Here is a 16,503-nt window from a genome sequence, read left to right on the forward strand (position 1 = left end):
AACAGGGAATGCGGATGTTGGGTATTCACGCAGTTGTCACACGACGTTCCGCGCCGGTGAGGTAGTGCTGATCGATCTCGACACCCCATCCAGGAGCATCGGATACCGCGACGGCGCCGTTCACCACTTCGGGAACGGGGTGGTAGAGATCGCGCGCCCAGGAGTCCTCCTCGATACTCCACTCCTGGAACTGCGAGATCGACGGTGAAGCCATGGCCAGATGGAGCGTGAAGACCTGCAGCAGCGAGAGGTTCGCGCAGTGCGGAGTACAGGGAATTCCTGCTGCCTCAGCCATGTGGACCACCCGACGCGCTCGAGCCATGCCCCCGAGGTAGCCGATGTCGGGCTGGATGATGTCGACCGCCCGCTGCGTGATCATGCGATGGACCTGCTCGAGCACCATGTCTTGCTCGCCGCCGGCCACGGGAATGTCGAGCACCCTGGCCACCTCGGCGGTGTTCTCGATCTGCTGATAGGGGCACGGCTCCTCGAAATGGTGGTACCCGTAGTCCTCGAGCATGCGTCCGACCCGGATCGCGGCAGAGACCGAGTAGGCACCGTTGGCGTCGGCGTTGATGGCGACGTCATCTCCAAGCGCCTCACGGATCGCCGGAATGAGAGTTTCCGTCCGCCCGGGCGCGGCATCAACGTCACGCCCGTTCACCTGACCGATCCGGACTTTGACCGCTTGGAATCCATCGCGATCGATCAGTGCCTGGAGGCGCTCCCCCTCAGCTCCCGGACTGATGTCCCGCCTCATGCTCGAGGCATAGACCGGCACACGGTCGCGCGCCCGACCGCCGAGCAGCTTGTAGACCGGCTGTTCACTGGCCTTGCCCAACAGGTCCCAGATGGCGGTGTCGATGCCGCACAGCGCACGCAGGAGGAGAGAGCTCGGGAGCTTGTAGGTCTTCTCGACGAACTGACTCGCCAGCACGTCGATATCCCACGGGTCACGTCCCAGGAAGAACGGCGCCACCATCTTGTGCAGGAGGGGCACACTCAGATCAGCCCCGTGTGGTGAGACCTGCCCAACACCCTCGAGGCCCTCGTCCGTGCGCACGCGCACCATGGCGATCTGTGGATCTCGCTGGAACGTCTCAATCTCTCGGATCCTCATCGATCCTTCTCTCGTCGTCAGGCCGAAGTGTCTCCGGCGCGCCGTGGACGGCGTTGAGTCAGCTGGCCGACCTTGATTTCACGATGCGGTATGCATCTTCCGAAATATCGTGAGAACCTTAACCCACATCGCCAGTCCTGTCACGACGTCATCGACGACACCGAGGAGGCACCCATGGCATGGGATCTCAAGTCAGGTCCAGGACCCACAGGGCGTGTGGAACCTGAACCGGGGGTCAGCGAGACCGTCGCACGAGTCATCGCGGACGTCCGAGCGCGCGGAGATGACGCTGTTATCGAGTACGCACGGCAGTTCGATGGCACGGTCGACTCCGACCTCCGCCTGACCGCATCGAAGATCGAGGAGATCGTCGACGGCGTGCCCGTCGAGGTGCGCGCCGACATCGCCACAGTCCAACGCAATGTGCGGGATTTCGCTGAACGCCAGCTGGAGAGCATGAAGGCTTTCGAGGCTGAGGTGGCACCGGGGGTGGTCCTCGGGCAACGCCACACACCAATCGAAGCGGTGGGCGCCTACGTCCCCGGGGGGCGCTACCCACTGCTGGCCACCGCACACATGACGATCGTGACCGCCAGAGTCGCCGGAGTGCCCCGAGTTGCGGCCTGCACCCCACCCATTCGCGGCGAGGTTCCGGCCGCCACGATCGCTGCGATGTCCATGGCCGGAGCCGACGAGATCTACCTGCTCGGCGGAGTGCAAGCGGTCGCTGCTTTGGCGATCGGCACCGAGACCATACCCAGCGTGGACCTCCTCGCCGGTCCCGGGAACGCGTACGTCGCCGAGGCGAAACGACAGCTGTTCGGAGACGTGGGCATCGATCTCACCGCGGGCCCGACAGAGACCCTGATCATCGCGGACGACACTGCCGATGCACGCATCGTCGCAGTTGATCTGCTCAGCCAGGCCGAGCACGGACCAGATTCACCCGCCGTCCTGATCACGACCTCGGAGCAACTCGGACTCCGCGTGCTCGAGCTCATCGACCGGCTTCTGCCAGGAATGAGCACCCGCGAACTCGCCGGCCCCGCCTGGCGTGACCATGGTGCGGTCCATGTGGTCCCCGATCTCGCGGAGGCCTACGCGCTGGCGGATGAATACGCGAGCGAGCACGTCCAGATCCTCACCGCAGAGCCCCGCGACGCTCTGGAACGCATGCAGCACTACGGCGCACTCTTTCTGGGCGAAGGCACATGCGTCTCGTACGGGGACAAGGTCATTGGGACCAATCACGTACTCCCCACCCGGGGAGCGGCGCGCTACACCGGAGGGCTCTGGGTCGGTAAGTACCTCCGCACCACCACCTATCAGGAGGTCACCGATCGGTCGGCTAGTGCCGCGCTCGGTGAACTGTGCGGTCGGGCGGCACGTGCCGAATCCTTCGAGGGCCACGCACGCTCCGGAGATCTTCGGGCCGCCCTGTGGGGCAACGCAGAGCCCACCTGGATGGAGGGGTTGTGATGATCAGGCGCCACGGGCCAGCATGGGCGTCGCCCTGCGATCGTACGGCGAGCCGGTGAGCGCCTCCGCGGCGGTGGTCACGGTGCCGATCCCGCAACTGCGAACGGCACTGGTGCGCGCTCTCGTCCGCGCCGGCGTCGCTGAGGACGAAGCTCACCTTCAAGCTGAGAATCTGCTCGAGGGCGATCTGCGGGGGCACCCCTCACACGGGGCGCGGCGCCTACCGCTCCTCGTCGAGCGGATTCATCGGGGCCTTGTCACCTCCGGGGTCCCGCCGACCATGACCTGGACGACGGAGTCCGTACTCGAGGTCGACGGCCGGGACGGCCTCGGCGCGGTTGTCGCGCACCAGGCGATCGATGAGATCTCCGACCGCGCGAGATCTACCGGAATCGCCCTGGCCTGCGTGCGCAAAGCTCACCACGTCGGCATGCTCGCCCCCCACGTCGAACGGATAGCCCAGGGCGGCATGATCGCGATAGCGATGACCACCAGCGAGGCGCTCGTCCACCCGTGGGGTGGAACCAAGGCTCTCCTGGGCACGAATCCCCTCGGTATCGCAATACCAACCGGCCGAGCTGACGCGCCGTTCGTCCTGGACATGTCCACTGCTGCAGTCTCGCGGGGAAGGATTCTCGACCACGCGGAGCGTGGGCTGCCTCTGCCTCCCGGTTGGGCGGTCGATGACGAGGGCACACCGGCCACCGATCCGGCCACTGCTCAGGCCATCAGCCCTTTCGGCGGACCCAAGGGGTTCGCGCTGGGCCTCGCACTCGAGCTTCTCGTGGCGCAGCTGACCCAGACCGAAGTGGGTGCCCGTGTGCACGGCACGCTGGACGCCACGGAACCGGTGACGAAGGGCGACGTCTTCCTCGCTGTGTCCCTGGAGCGGCTCGGGATCGCAATGGGCGGACCCGACATCCTCGGATACCTCGAGGAGCTCCGCGGCAGTTCCGCTGATCCGGCTACGCCGGTACTCATTCCTGGTGACCGCGCCAGGGTCGCCCGCGAGCGACACACCCGAGACGGGGTCCACCTCAGCCGCGAGGTCTGGGAAGGCGTCCGGCGCCTCGCCGACCGGAAAGGATCCACCACATGAACCCCTCCGCCTTCGGGGTGATCCGAGCACCCAGGAGTATCGTCTTCGGCTCGGGTAGTGCCTCGGCCATCCCGGAGCATGTCGCCAGCATCGGCGGTCGAGCGGCGATCTGCGTCGATCCTGTGCTCGCGCGGACTGCGGGCTTCCGCCGCACTCAGGAGGCCATGGCCGCGCGAGGCGTCGCCACCGAGCTCATCACCGACATCCAGCCGGAACTTCCCGTCGATCTCATCCACGAGGCGGCGGACAGAGGTCGTCGTTTTCGACCAGACGTGGTGCTTGGGTACGGGGGTGGGAGCTCTCTGGACCTCGCCAAACTGGTCGCGCTCCTCCTCACCCACGACCAACCGCTGCACGAGTTCTACGGAGAGAACCATGTGCCTGGGCCCGTGGTACCGATCATCGCTGTTCCGACCACGGCGGGCACCGGATCCGAGGTGACACCGGTTGCTGTACTCACCGACCCCGCGAAGCAGCTCAAGGTCGGAGTGTCCTCGCCCTTCCTCGTTCCGCACGCCGCCATCGTGGACCCGCTGCTCACGCTCGGCGCCCCTCCTGCCGTCGTGGCACATGCGGGTGCGGATGCTCTCGTGCACGCCGTCGAGGCGGCCACCGCGGTGCGGTCCAGACACAACCTGACACGCGAACTTCCGGTGTTCGTCGGCGAGAACGACCTCAGCCGCCCGCTCGCACTTGAGGCGGCACGGCATCTCGTCACCCATCTGCCCCAGGCCACCGCCCGCCCGGAGGACCTCCGGCCACGCGAGGGCCTCGCGCTGGGAAGCCTCCTGGCGGGTATCGCCTTCGGCTCTGCCGGCACTCACCTCTCCCATGCCATCCAGTACCCGGTCGGCGCCTTGACCGGAACAGCGCACGGCCTCGGTACCGGACTGCTGCTGCCCTACGTCCTCGAGGCGATTCTTCCGGATGCGACCGATCGACTCGCCGCCATCGGGACAGCCCTCGAGGTGCGTGCGTCCAGCCAGGACGCGCTGGCGCACGGCGCCATCGCGACGATCCGGGAGGTGATGAGAGCCATCGGAATCCCGCAGACTCTCGCCGACATCGGCGTGCGCGAGGCCGACCTATCGCGCATCACCGAGATGGCCTGCGGGGTGACCCGACTCGCCGGCAACAGTCCCGTACCTGCCGACGCAGAACTCGTTGGTGCCATTGTCCGCTCCGCATATAGCGGAGCCTCCGCCACCGACGGATGACCACACCCCGAGAGCGATGGAGAAATAGATGACCTACCTGAGCGACCTCTACATCGACGGTACCTGGCGCCCGGCATCGAGCGGCGACACCTTGGGGGTCGCCGACCCCGCCACCGGGGAGGTGCTGGCACGCTTCGCCATCGCCACCGAAGAGGACTGCCTCGATGCAGTGTCGTCGGCTACACGGGCATTCCCCGCGTGGCGGGCCATGGCACCGCGGCAACGTGCCGAGATCCTGCGCCGCACCTTCGAGACCCTGACCGCAGAACAGGACCGTCTGATCGAGCTGATCGTCGCCGAGAACGGCAAGGCACACGCCGACGCTGCGGCCGAAGCCTCCTACGCCACCGAGTTCTTCCGGTGGTTCGCCGAGGAAGCCGTGCGTGTCGCCGGCGACTTCCGGAGGTCGCCGGGAGGCGACAAGGATCTCGTGGTCACCCACGAGCCGGTCGGTGTCGCGCTGTTGATCACCCCGTGGAACTTCCCGGCGGCGATGGCCACCCGCAAGCTCGCCCCGGCGCTCGCGGCCGGTTGCACCGCCGTCCTGAAGCCTGCCGCTGAGACCCCGTTGACCGCGGCCTACATCGTGGACGTGCTCCGGCGTGCAGGTCTCCCGCCCGGCGTGGCGAACCTCGTCCTGCCTCACCCTGCGGGTCCGGCGGTGGCGCGGATGCTGGCCCACCCTGCTGTCCGCGCGCTGTCCTTCACCGGCTCGACCGAGGTCGGGCGGATCCTGCTTCGCGAAGCGTCCAGCAGTGTCACCACCTGCTCGATGGAGCTCGGAGGAAACGCGCCTTTCGTCGTGCTGCCCGGCGCCGACGTCGACCGGGCGGTCGACGGCGCCATGGTCGCGAAGATGCGCAACGGGGGCGCCGCCTGTACCGCGGCGAACCGCTTCTATGTACATGCCTCGCTGGCAGCGGAGTTCACCAACGGTTTGACCCGCGCCATGAGCGATCTGCGCACCGGAGCAGGCTCCGACCGCCGGAACCATCACGGCGCCCTGGTCTCGGCCGAAGAACGGGACAAGGTCGCTCGCCTCGTCGATGAGGCCGTCGCCGCGGGGGCCGTCGCACACTTCCGGGCAGTGGCACCAGATTCCGGCGCCTTCTATCCGCCCACCGTGCTCACCGGAGTGCAGCACGGCAGCACACTCACTCGGACCGAGATCTTCGGCCCGGTCGCACCGATCATCACCTTCGACGAGGTCGACGAGGCGGTCTCCATGGCCAACGACACCGAGCACGGACTGATCGCCTACGTCTACGGGCCGCTCGAGGACGCCCTGGGCGTTGCCCGTCAGCTCGACTCCGGGATGGTTGCGGTCAACCGAGGTGTGGCCTCGGACCCCGCCGCCCCCTTCGGAGGTGTCAAGCAGAGCGGCATCGGACGCGAGGGCGGCTTCGACGGCATTCACGAGTTCCTTGAGACGAAGTACATCGCCCTGGACGCCCTCGCCTGATCCTCCCGAGCCCGGAGTGACCTATCGCCCGGCCGCACGGGGCGGACAGTCAGGACCTCTCGAAGCTCCGTACTGCGTCGGCTACCGCCTCAGCCACCCGGGGATCGAACACACCAGGGATCACGAAAGCCGGGTTCAACTCCTCGTCCGAGACCACCTCGGCGATCGCTACGGCGGCCACGCGCAGTAGCTCTTCTGTGATGTCAGTTGCCCCGACGTCGAGCAGTCCGCGGAACAGGCCAGGAAAGGCGAGCACATTATTGATCTGGTTGGGGTGGTCGCTGCGGCCGGTCGCCACCACTGCGGCGGTTTCTGCGGCCTCGAGCGGGTCGACCTCCGGAGTGGGGTTGGCCAGGGCGAAAACGATGGCGTCCTCGTTCATGGCGGCGATGTCTGCGCCGGTCAGGATGTTCGCCGCCGACACGCCGATGAAGACATCGGCCTCCACCAGCCCCTCCTTGAGGGTTCCGGTGACGTTCTCGGGATTGGTGTGATCGATGATCCAGTCGCGGTTGCGGTCCTCGTTCCGGTTGCCGGCGTGCACGGCACCATCTTTATCGAAGCCGACGATGTGCTGCGCGCCCTGCGCGACGAGCAGCTTGATGATCGCCGTCCCCGCAGCCCCGACGCCGGAGACGACGATGCGCACTGTCTCCAGAGACTTGCCGACGACCTTCAACGCATTGATCAGCGCTGCGAGTACCACGATGGCCGTACCGTGCTGATCGTCGTGAAAGACCGGGATGTCCAGCTCATCGCGCAAGCGCTCTTCGATCTCGAAGCATCGTGGAGCGGAGATGTCCTCCAGGTTCACTCCGCCGTAGACCGGCGCGAGGGCCTTGACGATGGAGATGATCTCTTCGGTGTCGGTGGTGTCCAGACAGACCGGCCAGGCATCCACTCCGGCGAACTGTTTGAAGAGCGCAGCTTTGCCCTCCATGACCGGGAGCGCGGCTGCGGGGCCGATATCACCCAGGCCGAGCACGGCGGTCCCGTCGGTGACGACGGCCACCGTGTTCCGCTTGATGGTCAGGCGCCTCGCGTCCTCGGGCTTCTTCGCGATGGCCAGGCACACTCGCGCCACACCGGGGGTGTAGGCGCGAGAGAGATCGCGCCGGGTCTTGAGTGGGACCTTCGGGGTCACTTCGATCTTCCCCCCGAGGTGCATGAGGAAGGTCGAGTCAGACATCTTGAGCACCTGGACGCCATCCAGCGCGTTCAGGGCATCTCGTACCTGCTCGCCGTGTTCACCGTCGACGGTGTCGCAGGTGACGTCCACGGTCACGGTCGACGTCGTCGAGTGGGAGACATCGACACCGGTCACCGCCGCACCGACATCTGCGACTGCCTGGACCACGGTCGATGTCGCGTGCTGGGATGCGGGCACCTCCACTCGTAGAGTGATCGTGTAGCTGGGGCTGGGGAGGCCAGCTCGCCTCACAGTACGAGGGCTCTCGCTCACTCCGGGATCCTCTCCTCACGGCGTCCATGCCTTGACCAGACGGACACTATTGTGTCGCACCCAACCCCGGGCACGATTCCGTTTTGTGGAATACTCTTTTCATTAGTGTACCGCGAGGAGAATGACGATGACCAGGCCAGGCGAGGTGCAGTCCGTAGCACGAGCAATCGACGTTCTGGAGCTACTGGCGGACCTAGGACGCCCCACTGCACTGAGCGAGATCTCCGAGGAGACCGGGCTTCCGCTTCCCACTATCCACCGGTTGATCCGCACACTTGTTGCCCGTGGCTACGCACGTCAACTTCCCTCCCGTCGTTACACGCTGGGCCCGCGCGCGGTACGCATCGGCGAGGTGGCGGGCCGCCAACTCGGTGCGGGTACCCGCCCGCACCTCGAGCGACTGGCCCGCGAACTCGGCGAGTCGGCCAACCTGGCGATGCTGGACGGAGACATGGCGGTCTACGTCGCTCAAGCTTCATCGACGCAGTCGATGCGCATGTTCACCGAAGTCGGTAGGCGCGTGCACTGCCATTGCACCGGCGTGGGTAAGACGATCCTCGCGCAACTCCCCTCGGAGCAGGTCCGGGCGATCATCGGGAGCGCCGGGATGCCTCCGGCGACACCCAGCTCTCTGACCACCCTGGACGACTTGCTCGCGGAACTCGCACTGATCCGTTCACGCGGCTATGCCATTGACGACGGCGAGCAGGAACTCGGCGTGCGATGCTTCGCCGTGGCGGTGCCCGGATCGCCTACCCCGGCCGCGCTCTCGATCTCCGGACCCGAAACGAGAGTGACCGCCGACTTCGGCGAGAACGCGGTCCCGATCCTCCGCGACGCCGCAGCCGCAGTGGGTGAGCAGATGCTCGGTTCTGCCGGCTGATCACCCGAGGTCCGGGCCGCGCTGTCAGCCACGAGCACCGCCGGTCTCAGGCGCCGGCCTTCTCCATGATGATCTCCCGGACGCGCCCGGCATCGGCCTGGCCGCGGGTGGCCTTCATGACCGCGCCCACGATCGCGCCCGCAGCCTGGACCTTGCCGCCTCGGATCTTCTCGACGACGTCTGGGTTGGCGGCCAGCGCGTCGTCGACCGCCTGCTCCAGGGCACCCTCGTCGGAGACGACCTCCAGGCCCCGTGCCGTCACGATCTCCTCCGGCGAACCCTCGCCGGCGAGCACGCCGGCCAGCACCTGCCGGGCGAGTTTGTCGTTGAGACGGCCGTTGTCGACCAGCTGCTGCAGCTCGCCGATCTGCGCCGGGGTGACCGGCAGATCCTCCAGCGCGACACCGTCGTTCTTCGCCGTCCGGGAGAGTTCGCCCATCCACCACTTCCGGGCCGCTGCCGCGGAAGCGCCGGCGGCGATGGTGGCCTCGACCAGCTCGGTCGCGCCGGCGTTGATCAGGTCCCGCATCTCGGGATCACTGACGCCCCACTCCTCTTGCAGCCGCTTGCGGCGCACCGCAGGCAGCTCGGGCAGCGAGGCCCGGATCTCCTCCACCCACTCGCGCGACGGAGCCACCGGTACCAGGTCCGGTTCGGGGAAGTATCGGTAGTCCTCGGCGTCGGACTTCACTCGGCCCGAGGACGTCGAGGCGGTGTCCTCGTGGAAGTGACGCGTCTCCTGGATGATCGTGCCGCCGCCGTCGAGAGTTCCAGCCTGGCGGGAGATCTCGTAGCGCACCGCACGCTCGATGGAGCGGAAGGAGTTGACGTTCTTGGTCTCGGTGCGCGTGCCCAGCGGCGCCTCGGGTGAGGGACGGAGGGAGACGTTGATGTCGGCACGAACATTGCCTCGTTCCATCCGCGCCTCCGAGACGCCGGTCGCGCGGAAGATGTCGCGCAGAGCGGAGACGTAGGCGCGAGCGATCTCCGGGCCGCGCGCCCCCACTCCGGTGATGGGTTTGGTGACGATCTCCACCAGCGGGATACCCGCCCGGTTGTAGTCCACCAGCGAGTACTCCGCGCCCTGGATGCGCCCGGACCCACCCACGTGGGTGTTCTTGCCGGCGTCCTCCTCCATGTGGGCGCGCTCGATCTCCACGCGGAAGACCTCACCGTCCTCGAGCTCGACATCGAGATAGCCGTCGAAGGCGATCGGTTCGTCGTACTGCGAGGTCTGGAAGTTCTTGGGCACATCCGGGTAGAAGTAGTTCTTCCGGGCGAAGCGGCAGGTCTCGGCGATCTCGCAGTTCAGTGCCAGTCCGATGCGGATGGCGTACTCCACCGCGGTGCCGTTGACCACGGGCAGCGCGCCGGGCAGGCCCAGGGAGACCGGGGTGATCGCTGTGTTCGGAGCGTCACCGAAGGTCTGCGGGGCGCCGTCGAACATCTTGGTGACGGTGCCGAGTTCGACGTGCACCTCGATGCCCAGCACGGGGTCGTAGCGGCCGATCGCCTCGTCGTAGTCGACGAGCGTCTCGCTGGCGGGCGCGGTCATCGGGTGACCTCCTGGGTGGTCAGCTCGGGGGCGCGGTCGAGCAGCGGCCCGCCCCACTCGTCGGTGAGCAAGCGTTCCAGTGCGCCGCCGACCCGGTACAACCGGTCGTCGGCGCGGGCGGGAGCGAGGATCTGGAATCCCACGGGCAGACGGTCGTCGCTGAGCCCGGAAGGCAAGGACATACCTGGCACACCGGCGAGGTTGGCGGGAATGGTCGCCACATCGTTGAGGTACATGGCCATCGGGTCGTCCACCTTCTCGCCGAAGCGGAAGGCCGTGGTCGGTGCGGTGGGGCTGACCAGGACGTCGGTCTGCTCGAAGGCGGCGTTGAAGTCGCGCTGGATGAGGGTCCGGACCTTCTGTGCGCTGCCGTAGTAGGCGTCGTAGTAACCCGCCGAGAGGGCGTGAGTACCGAGGATGATGCGCCGCTTGACCTCGTCGCCGAAACCGGCGCCGCGGGTGGCCGCCATCACCGTCTCGGCCGTGATCGGCCCCTCGTCGGGTTCCACGCGCAATCCGAAGCGCATGCCGTCGAACTTGGCGAGGTTCGAGGAGGCTTCGGCAGGCAAGATCAGGTAGTACGCGGCCAAGGCGTACTCGAAGTTCGGGCAGCTCACCTCCACGATCTCCGCGCCGGCACCGGCCAAGAGCTCGAGGGCGTGGTCGAAGCTGGCCCGGACGCCGGGCTGGTAGCCCTCACCGCCGAGCTCAGTGACCACGCCGATACGCATGCCGGCCACATCTCCGCGGCGGGCAGCCTCGACCAGGCCCGTGGCCGGATCGGGCAGGGAGGTCGAGTCCCGCGGATCGTGCACGCCGATGACCTCGTGCAGCATGGCGGAGTCGAGAACGGTCCGCGAGACGGGACCGGCCTGGTCCAGCGAGGACGCGAGCGCGATCAGGCCGTAGCGCGAGACGCCGCCGAAGGTGGGCTTGACGCCCACGGTGCCGGTGACGGCAGCGGGCTGGCGGATCGAACCGCCCGTGTCGGTGCCGATGGCCAGCGGAGCCTCGAAAGCTCCGACAGCTGCCGAGGAGCCTCCACCCGACCCGCCGGGGATGCGATCCAGATCCCACGGGTTACGGGTGGGGCCGAAGGCCGAATGCTCGGTGGATGAGCCCATCGCGAACTCGTCCATGTTGGTCTTGCCCAGGATGGGCATGCCCGCCTCGCGCAGCAGTCGAGTCACGGTGGCGTCGTAGGGCGGCACCCAGTGCTCCAGCATCTTCGAGCCGGCGGTGGTGACCTGCCCGTGCGTGACGACGACGTCCTTGACCGCGATCGGCACGCCGGCGAGCGCGGGCAGATCCTTCCCGGCAGCACGATCAGCGTCAACTTTCTCCGCGGCGGCGAGTGCGCCATCGGCGTCGACGTTGAGGAAGGCGTGCACGGGGCCGTCCACGGCCACGATGCGGTCGAGATGGGCGCGGGTCGCCTCGGTGGAGGAGACGTCGCCGGCGCGCAGTCGCTCGGCGAGTTCTGCGGCGCTCAGCCGGGTCAGCTCAGTCGAAGCAGTCATTCAGGCGCCCTCTCCCAGGATCTGCGGCACGGCGAACTGGTCGTTCTCCGCGCTCGGCGCTCCCGCGAGCACCTCGTCACGGACGAGGACCTCGGCGACGACGTCGGGGCGGGTGACGTTGGTCAGCGCGATGGGGTGGGAGGTCGCCGGCACATCGGGGGTAGCGACCCTGTTCACCTGTGACACCGCCTCGGCGATGACATCGAGTTCACCGGCGAGGCGGTCGATCTCGTCCGAGCTGAGGGCGATCCGGGCCAGGGCCGCGACGCGCGCGACCTCCGCAGAGGAGATGGTGGACATGGCGGCAATCCTACGTGCCCGCACGCCCGGTCCCGGTGCCGCACCCGCTGTTCGGCCACACGCCACGCGTCGTCCCCGCTCGCCCGTCCGCGCCTGGCTCTAGTCTGGTCGGCATGTCCTTGTCGCGCCGCCTGTCCCGCGTTCGCCTGCGACACCTGTGGCGGGGGGTGCGTTGGTACGTAGGCACACTCACCTTCCTGCAGGCGGTCACCATTGCCGTGATCGTCGTGGTCGACCGGGTGCGCAAGCAGCGCGAGCCCGCGGCCGGCGAGTTCCCCCGGGTGGATCCCACCACGGTGCGCGTGGCCAATGGCCAGGTCACCGTCTTCACGTACGGCGCCGACCTCTACCGGGACATGATCGAGCGCATCGAGCAGGCCGAGCGCTTCATCTACTTCGAGACCTTCATCTGGAAGGCGGACGAGACCGGGCACGCCGTCAAGACGGCGCTTCTGGATGCAGCCCGCCGCGGCGTCGAGGTGTACATCGTTTTCGATTCCTTCGGCAACGGCGTGGTCCCGCGGGCGTTCAAGCGCTTCCCGCGCATGCGCCGATTGCACGTGCTGCCGTTTCCCTTCATCAGGCCCGGGCTGCTCACCGGTGACCTCCGTAAGACCGGGCGCGATCACCGCAAGATCCTGGTGGTCGACGGCAGGACCGGGTACGTGGGCGGATACAACATCGGCGATCTCTACGCGACCACGTGGCGTGACACCCACATCCGCGTGGATGGCTCCAGCACCTGGGAGCTGGAGCACGCTTTCGCGAGCTTCTGGAACGATCACCGCAAGCGGCGCCACCCGATCATCGAGGCCAAGGGCGCACGATCGTGGGACGCGCGGATCCGCGCTCACCAGAACAACCCCAGCCGGCTGATCTTTCCCGTGCGCGGCACCTACCTCGACGCGATTGACCGCGCACAGCACCACGTCTACATCACGCAGGCGTACTTCATTCCGGACCGCGAGATCCTCGGCGCCCTGGTGGCCGCAGCCGAACGCGGTGTGGACGTGCGCGTGCTCATCCCCGAGGTTTCCAACCACGTGCTCGCCGACTGGCCCGCACGCAGCCAGTACACGGAGCTCCTGGAGGCCGGTGTGAGCCTCTGGCTCTACCAGGACGCCATGATCCATGCCAAGACGATGACGGTGGACGGCCGCTGGACCACCGTGGGCACGACGAACATCGACCGGCTCTCCATGACCGGGAACTTCGAGATCAACTTGGAAATCTTCGACCGGGATCTGGCCAAGCACATGGAGTCCGTCTTCTACGTCGATCTCACCAACTCGCGACGGTTGACCCTGCAGGAGTGGGAAGCGCGCGGCATCCTGGCCCGGGTCGCCGAGCGATTGCTCAAGCCGCTGGCGCCGCTACTGTAGGGCGGCCTTCCGCCACTCAGTGGTGCCGGGGGCACGGTCCTCGCGAACCTTGGACGCTCAGAGCGTCTTGGTGAAGACCCACATGACTGGGCCGGGATCGCGCCACCAGCCGATATAGTCCCGCTCGGCGTCGTGGCGGAAGCCGCACCGCTCGTACAGCCGATGCGGGCCGGACGGCCCGTCCACGGTGTCCACGCACAGCACCGCGCGCCCCCACCCCTGTGCGCGGGCGTGCTCCTCGGCTCCGCGCATGAGCGCCTCGCCCACACCCCGACCTCGCGCGGAGCGCAACACTGCCAGCATGCGCAGCTCGATCTCGCCGTCATGGGAGATGTCCGCCCACGCACTGCCGTGCGGCGCCAAGGAGATCGTGCCCAGGAGTTCCCGCGATCCGGCGTCGCGGGCGACCAGCACGGTGCAGCCGGCGTCGGCGCGCGCGGCCACGTCACGAAGCATGACGGCGTACTCGCCCTCGGCCTCGTATCCGGAGGCCGCCACCTCCCCGGCGAGTGCGTACTCATCGGGCTGTGCTTCCTCCACGAGAACCCTTCGTTCACCGCGGGAACCGCCAACGCTCTGCATCACCGGCTCTGTGCCGGTGATGCGCTCCATGCTCTCCGTGCTCATTCCTGTTCTTCCTCAGCGTCGGCAGGAGTCACGGCTTCCGGCCCACCCTCGAGCAGCGCCACGAAACCGTTCTCGTCCAGGATGGGGCGTCCGAGCTCGCGAGCCTTGGCCTCCTTCGAGCCGGCGTTGTCTCCCACCACGACAAAATCGGTCTTCTTCGAGACCGACCCGGCGGCTTTCCCACCACGAATGAGGATCGCTTCCTTGGCGGAATCCCTGGTGAACCCCTCCAGGGAGCCAGTGACCACCACGGTCAGGCCCTCCAGGGTGCGAGCGACTGACTCGTCGCGCTCCTCCGCCATGCGCACGCCGGCAGCGGCCCAGCGTTCGATGATCTCGAGATGCCAGTCCTCCTCGAACCACGCCTTCAATGACGCTGCGATCGTCGGGCCGACGCCGTCGACCGCGGCCAGGCGCTCCTCATCCGCGACACGAATCGCATCGATCGATCCGAGCTCGGTGGCCAAGGCCCGGGCGGCGGTGGGGCCGACGTGCCGGATCGACAAAGCCACCAGCACGCGCCAGAGCGGCTGGGAGGCGCCCTTGTCGCGAAGCTCCTTGAGGAACTTGCGGGTGTTGTCGCCCGGCTGGGACGGTTTGGCGATGCTGCCGTCCGGGGCGAACTGTGGCTTGGACCAGAAGTAGAGCTCGGGAACGAGGAGTCCGTTCTCCTCCCAGCGGCCGCGGGCACCATCCTTCCCCTTCACCCAGTCGCGGTCCTTGGCCCAGATGTAGGTGTCCTTCAGCCGCTCGGGGGTCAGGTCGAAGAGCTCGGCCTCGGTGCTGAGCACGGGCTCCTGGGGCAGCGGAGCACCGTCGTCACCAAAGACCACCGGTGCCCCAGACTCGGCGGCCTTCTGCCGGTTGATCCACTCCGGCGAGGGGAGACGGAGCACGACCCCGCTCTCATCCACTACCCGGTCCGGCTCGGCCAGGACGATCGCTGCCCTCTCGCCCAGAGCCTCGATGTCGAGCGCACCCCGCGAACCAATGTGGGCCACGCGCTCAGCGAGCTGAGAGGGGCATGATCGCGCATTGGGACAGCGCAGATCCACATCACCCTCCTTGGCCGGCGCCAGCGTGGAACCACAGGAGGGGCACTCGGTGGGCATCACGAACTCCCGCTCCGTGCCGTCACGCAGATCCACCACCGGGGCAACGATCTCCGGTATGACGTCTCCGGCCTTGCGCAACACCACGGTGTCGCCGATCAGCACGCCCTTGCGCTTGACCTCGCTCGCGTTGTGCAGGGTGGCCAGCGACACCGTGGAGCCGGCCACCAGCACGGGCTCCATCATGCCGAAGGGCGTCACCCGGCCGGTGCGGCCCACGTGCACCCGGATGTCGAGGAGGGTGGTGTTGACCTCCTCGGGCGGGAACTTGTAGGCCACGGCCCAGCGCGGAACGCGCGAGGTGGAACCGAGCTGGCGCTGCAGTGCGAAGTCGTCGACCTTGACCACCACACCGTCGATCTCGTGCTCGACGTCGTGGCGGTGTTCGCCGTGGTGCGCGATCAGCCGCTCCACCTCCGCCATGGAGGAGACCTGCTGGGTGTAGGGAGAGATGGGCACTCCCCAGGCGTCGAGGGCCGCGAAGAGCCCGGTCATCGAGGTCCACTCCGGTGGGGCGCCCTCGGGCCCCCACACGACATCACCGACGCCGTGGGCCACGAAGGCCAGCTCGCGCGAAGCGGTGACCCGAGGATCCTTCTGACGCAGGGAACCGGCTGCCGAGTTGCGCGGGTTGGCGAAGGGGGCCTTGCCGGCCTCCACCAAGGAGGCATTGAGCCGCTCGAAGGCCGCGACGGGAAAGTACACCTCTCCACGAATCTCGATGAGGGCCGGATGTCCCTCGCCCTGAAGCCGGTGCGGGATGTTGGCGATCGTGCGAATGTTGGGCAGGACGCCGTCCCCGGTCCGCCCATTGCCACGCGTGGCCGCCTGCACCAGGCGCCCGTTCTCGTAGGTGAGGTTGGCGGCCAGTCCATCCACCTTGAGCTCGCAGGTCATGGGCAGGCTGGTGCGCCCGGCTTCGGCATGCACTCGCTCGGCCCACTCGCGCAACTCCTCGAGGGAGAAGACGTCTTCCAGGGACTGCATGGGCCGGCGGTGTTCCACGGCGGGGAAGTCGTTGGTGACCGGGTCACCGACGGTCTGGGAGGGCGACTCCGGTACCCGCAGCCCGGTGTGAGCGGCCTCGAGGTCGACAAGCTCGTGGAACAGCGCGTCGTACTCGGCGTCCGACAACGTGGGCTGGGCACGGCCGTACTCCGCGCGGGCCTCGGTGATCCGCTCGGCCAGCTCCTGCCAGCGCTGGCGGGCCTGGGACGGGATGGTCTGCTCGGACGACTCGCTCACTCCCCCATCATCGCGCACGGCGCCGACATCGCCCGTGGAA

At 67.6% G+C, this 16,503-nt stretch carries 13 protein-coding genes; 6 read left to right on the forward strand and 7 right to left on the reverse strand.

Going from position 1 to position 16,503, the window contains the following annotated elements; genetic code table 11:
- Positions 1-25: 25 nt before the first annotated feature.
- Positions 26-1,120: a mandelate racemase/muconate lactonizing enzyme family protein gene (locus tag EDD31_RS01760; protein WP_123302645.1), complete on the reverse strand. Its 1,095-nt coding sequence runs from the start codon at positions 1,118-1,120 to the stop codon at positions 26-28.
- 174 nt (positions 1,121-1,294) lie between these two features.
- Here EDD31_RS01760 and hisD point away from each other — a divergent pair, with 174 nt between their 5' ends.
- Genes hisD through EDD31_RS01780 form a run of 4 tightly spaced genes read left to right on the forward strand, consistent with a single transcriptional unit; the run spans position 1,295 to position 6,377 of the window.
- Complete coding sequence (gene hisD, locus EDD31_RS01765; protein ID WP_123302646.1) at positions 1,295-2,599, forward strand: histidinol dehydrogenase; 1,305 nt, start codon at positions 1,295-1,297, stop codon at positions 2,597-2,599.
- A gap of 55 nt (positions 2,600-2,654) precedes the next feature.
- On the forward strand, positions 2,655-3,698 hold the full coding sequence (locus EDD31_RS01770) for an Ldh family oxidoreductase (RefSeq protein ID WP_211336027.1): 1,044 nt from the start codon (positions 2,655-2,657) through the stop codon (positions 3,696-3,698).
- Positions 3,695-4,915: an iron-containing alcohol dehydrogenase gene (locus tag EDD31_RS01775; RefSeq protein ID WP_123302648.1), complete on the forward strand. Its 1,221-nt coding sequence runs from the start codon at positions 3,695-3,697 to the stop codon at positions 4,913-4,915. Before EDD31_RS01770 ends, EDD31_RS01775 begins: the two co-directional genes overlap by 4 nt.
- Positions 4,916-4,943: 28 nt before the next feature.
- Positions 4,944-6,377, forward strand: a complete 1,434-nt coding sequence (locus tag EDD31_RS01780; protein WP_123302649.1) for an NAD-dependent succinate-semialdehyde dehydrogenase — start codon at positions 4,944-4,946, stop codon at positions 6,375-6,377.
- 49 nt (positions 6,378-6,426) lie between these two features.
- Here the strand turns inward: EDD31_RS01780 and EDD31_RS01785 are convergent, their stop codons facing one another.
- Positions 6,427-7,764 (reverse strand): NAD-dependent malic enzyme, encoded by a 1,338-nt coding sequence (locus tag EDD31_RS01785; protein WP_245990738.1) that lies wholly within the window; start codon positions 7,762-7,764, stop codon positions 6,427-6,429.
- 196 nt (positions 7,765-7,960) lie between these two features.
- On the opposite strand from EDD31_RS01785, the gene EDD31_RS01790 reads away from it, so the two are divergent.
- Entirely contained in the window at positions 7,961-8,722 is a 762-nt protein-coding gene (locus EDD31_RS01790; protein ID WP_123302651.1) for an IclR family transcriptional regulator, read from the forward strand.
- A gap of 46 nt (positions 8,723-8,768) precedes the next feature.
- On the opposite strand, the gene gatB is transcribed toward EDD31_RS01790, so the two are convergent.
- Genes gatB through gatC form a run of 3 tightly spaced genes read right to left on the reverse strand, consistent with a single transcriptional unit; the run spans position 8,769 to position 12,097 of the window.
- Complete coding sequence (gatB, locus tag EDD31_RS01795; protein ID WP_123302652.1) at positions 8,769-10,277, reverse strand: Asp-tRNA(Asn)/Glu-tRNA(Gln) amidotransferase subunit GatB; 1,509 nt, start codon at positions 10,275-10,277, stop codon at positions 8,769-8,771.
- On the reverse strand, positions 10,274-11,797 hold the full coding sequence (gene gatA, locus EDD31_RS01800) for an Asp-tRNA(Asn)/Glu-tRNA(Gln) amidotransferase subunit GatA (RefSeq protein ID WP_123302653.1): 1,524 nt from the start codon (positions 11,795-11,797) through the stop codon (positions 10,274-10,276). The genes gatB and gatA overlap by 4 nt, the downstream gene beginning before the upstream one ends.
- The gene (gene gatC / locus EDD31_RS01805; RefSeq protein WP_123302654.1) at positions 11,798-12,097 is read right to left on the reverse strand and encodes an Asp-tRNA(Asn)/Glu-tRNA(Gln) amidotransferase subunit GatC; all 300 of its coding nucleotides are present in this window, start codon (positions 12,095-12,097) and stop codon (positions 11,798-11,800) included.
- Positions 12,098-12,210: 113 nt separating this feature from the next.
- On the opposite strand from gatC, the gene EDD31_RS01810 reads away from it, so the two are divergent.
- Positions 12,211-13,479 carry a phospholipase D-like domain-containing protein gene (locus tag EDD31_RS01810; protein ID WP_123302655.1) on the forward strand — a complete coding sequence of 423 codons (1,269 nt, stop codon included), beginning with the start codon at positions 12,211-12,213 and terminating at the stop codon, positions 13,477-13,479.
- Positions 13,480-13,536: 57 nt separating this feature from the next.
- Here EDD31_RS01810 and EDD31_RS01815 read toward each other — a convergent pair whose 3' ends face one another.
- Both EDD31_RS01815 and ligA read right to left on the reverse strand, forming a co-directional pair.
- Positions 13,537-14,106: a GNAT family N-acetyltransferase gene (locus EDD31_RS01815; protein WP_211336028.1), complete on the reverse strand. Its 570-nt coding sequence runs from the start codon at positions 14,104-14,106 to the stop codon at positions 13,537-13,539.
- Positions 14,103-16,481 (reverse strand): NAD-dependent DNA ligase LigA, encoded by a 2,379-nt coding sequence (ligA, locus tag EDD31_RS01820; protein ID WP_483964249.1) that lies wholly within the window; start codon positions 16,479-16,481, stop codon positions 14,103-14,105. Before ligA ends, EDD31_RS01815 begins: the two co-directional genes overlap by 4 nt.
- Positions 16,482-16,503: the final 22 nt, after the last annotated feature.

The organism is Bogoriella caseilytica (genome assembly GCF_003752405.1).
Classification (GTDB): domain Bacteria; phylum Actinomycetota; class Actinomycetes; order Actinomycetales; family Actinomycetaceae; genus Allobogoriella; species Allobogoriella caseilytica.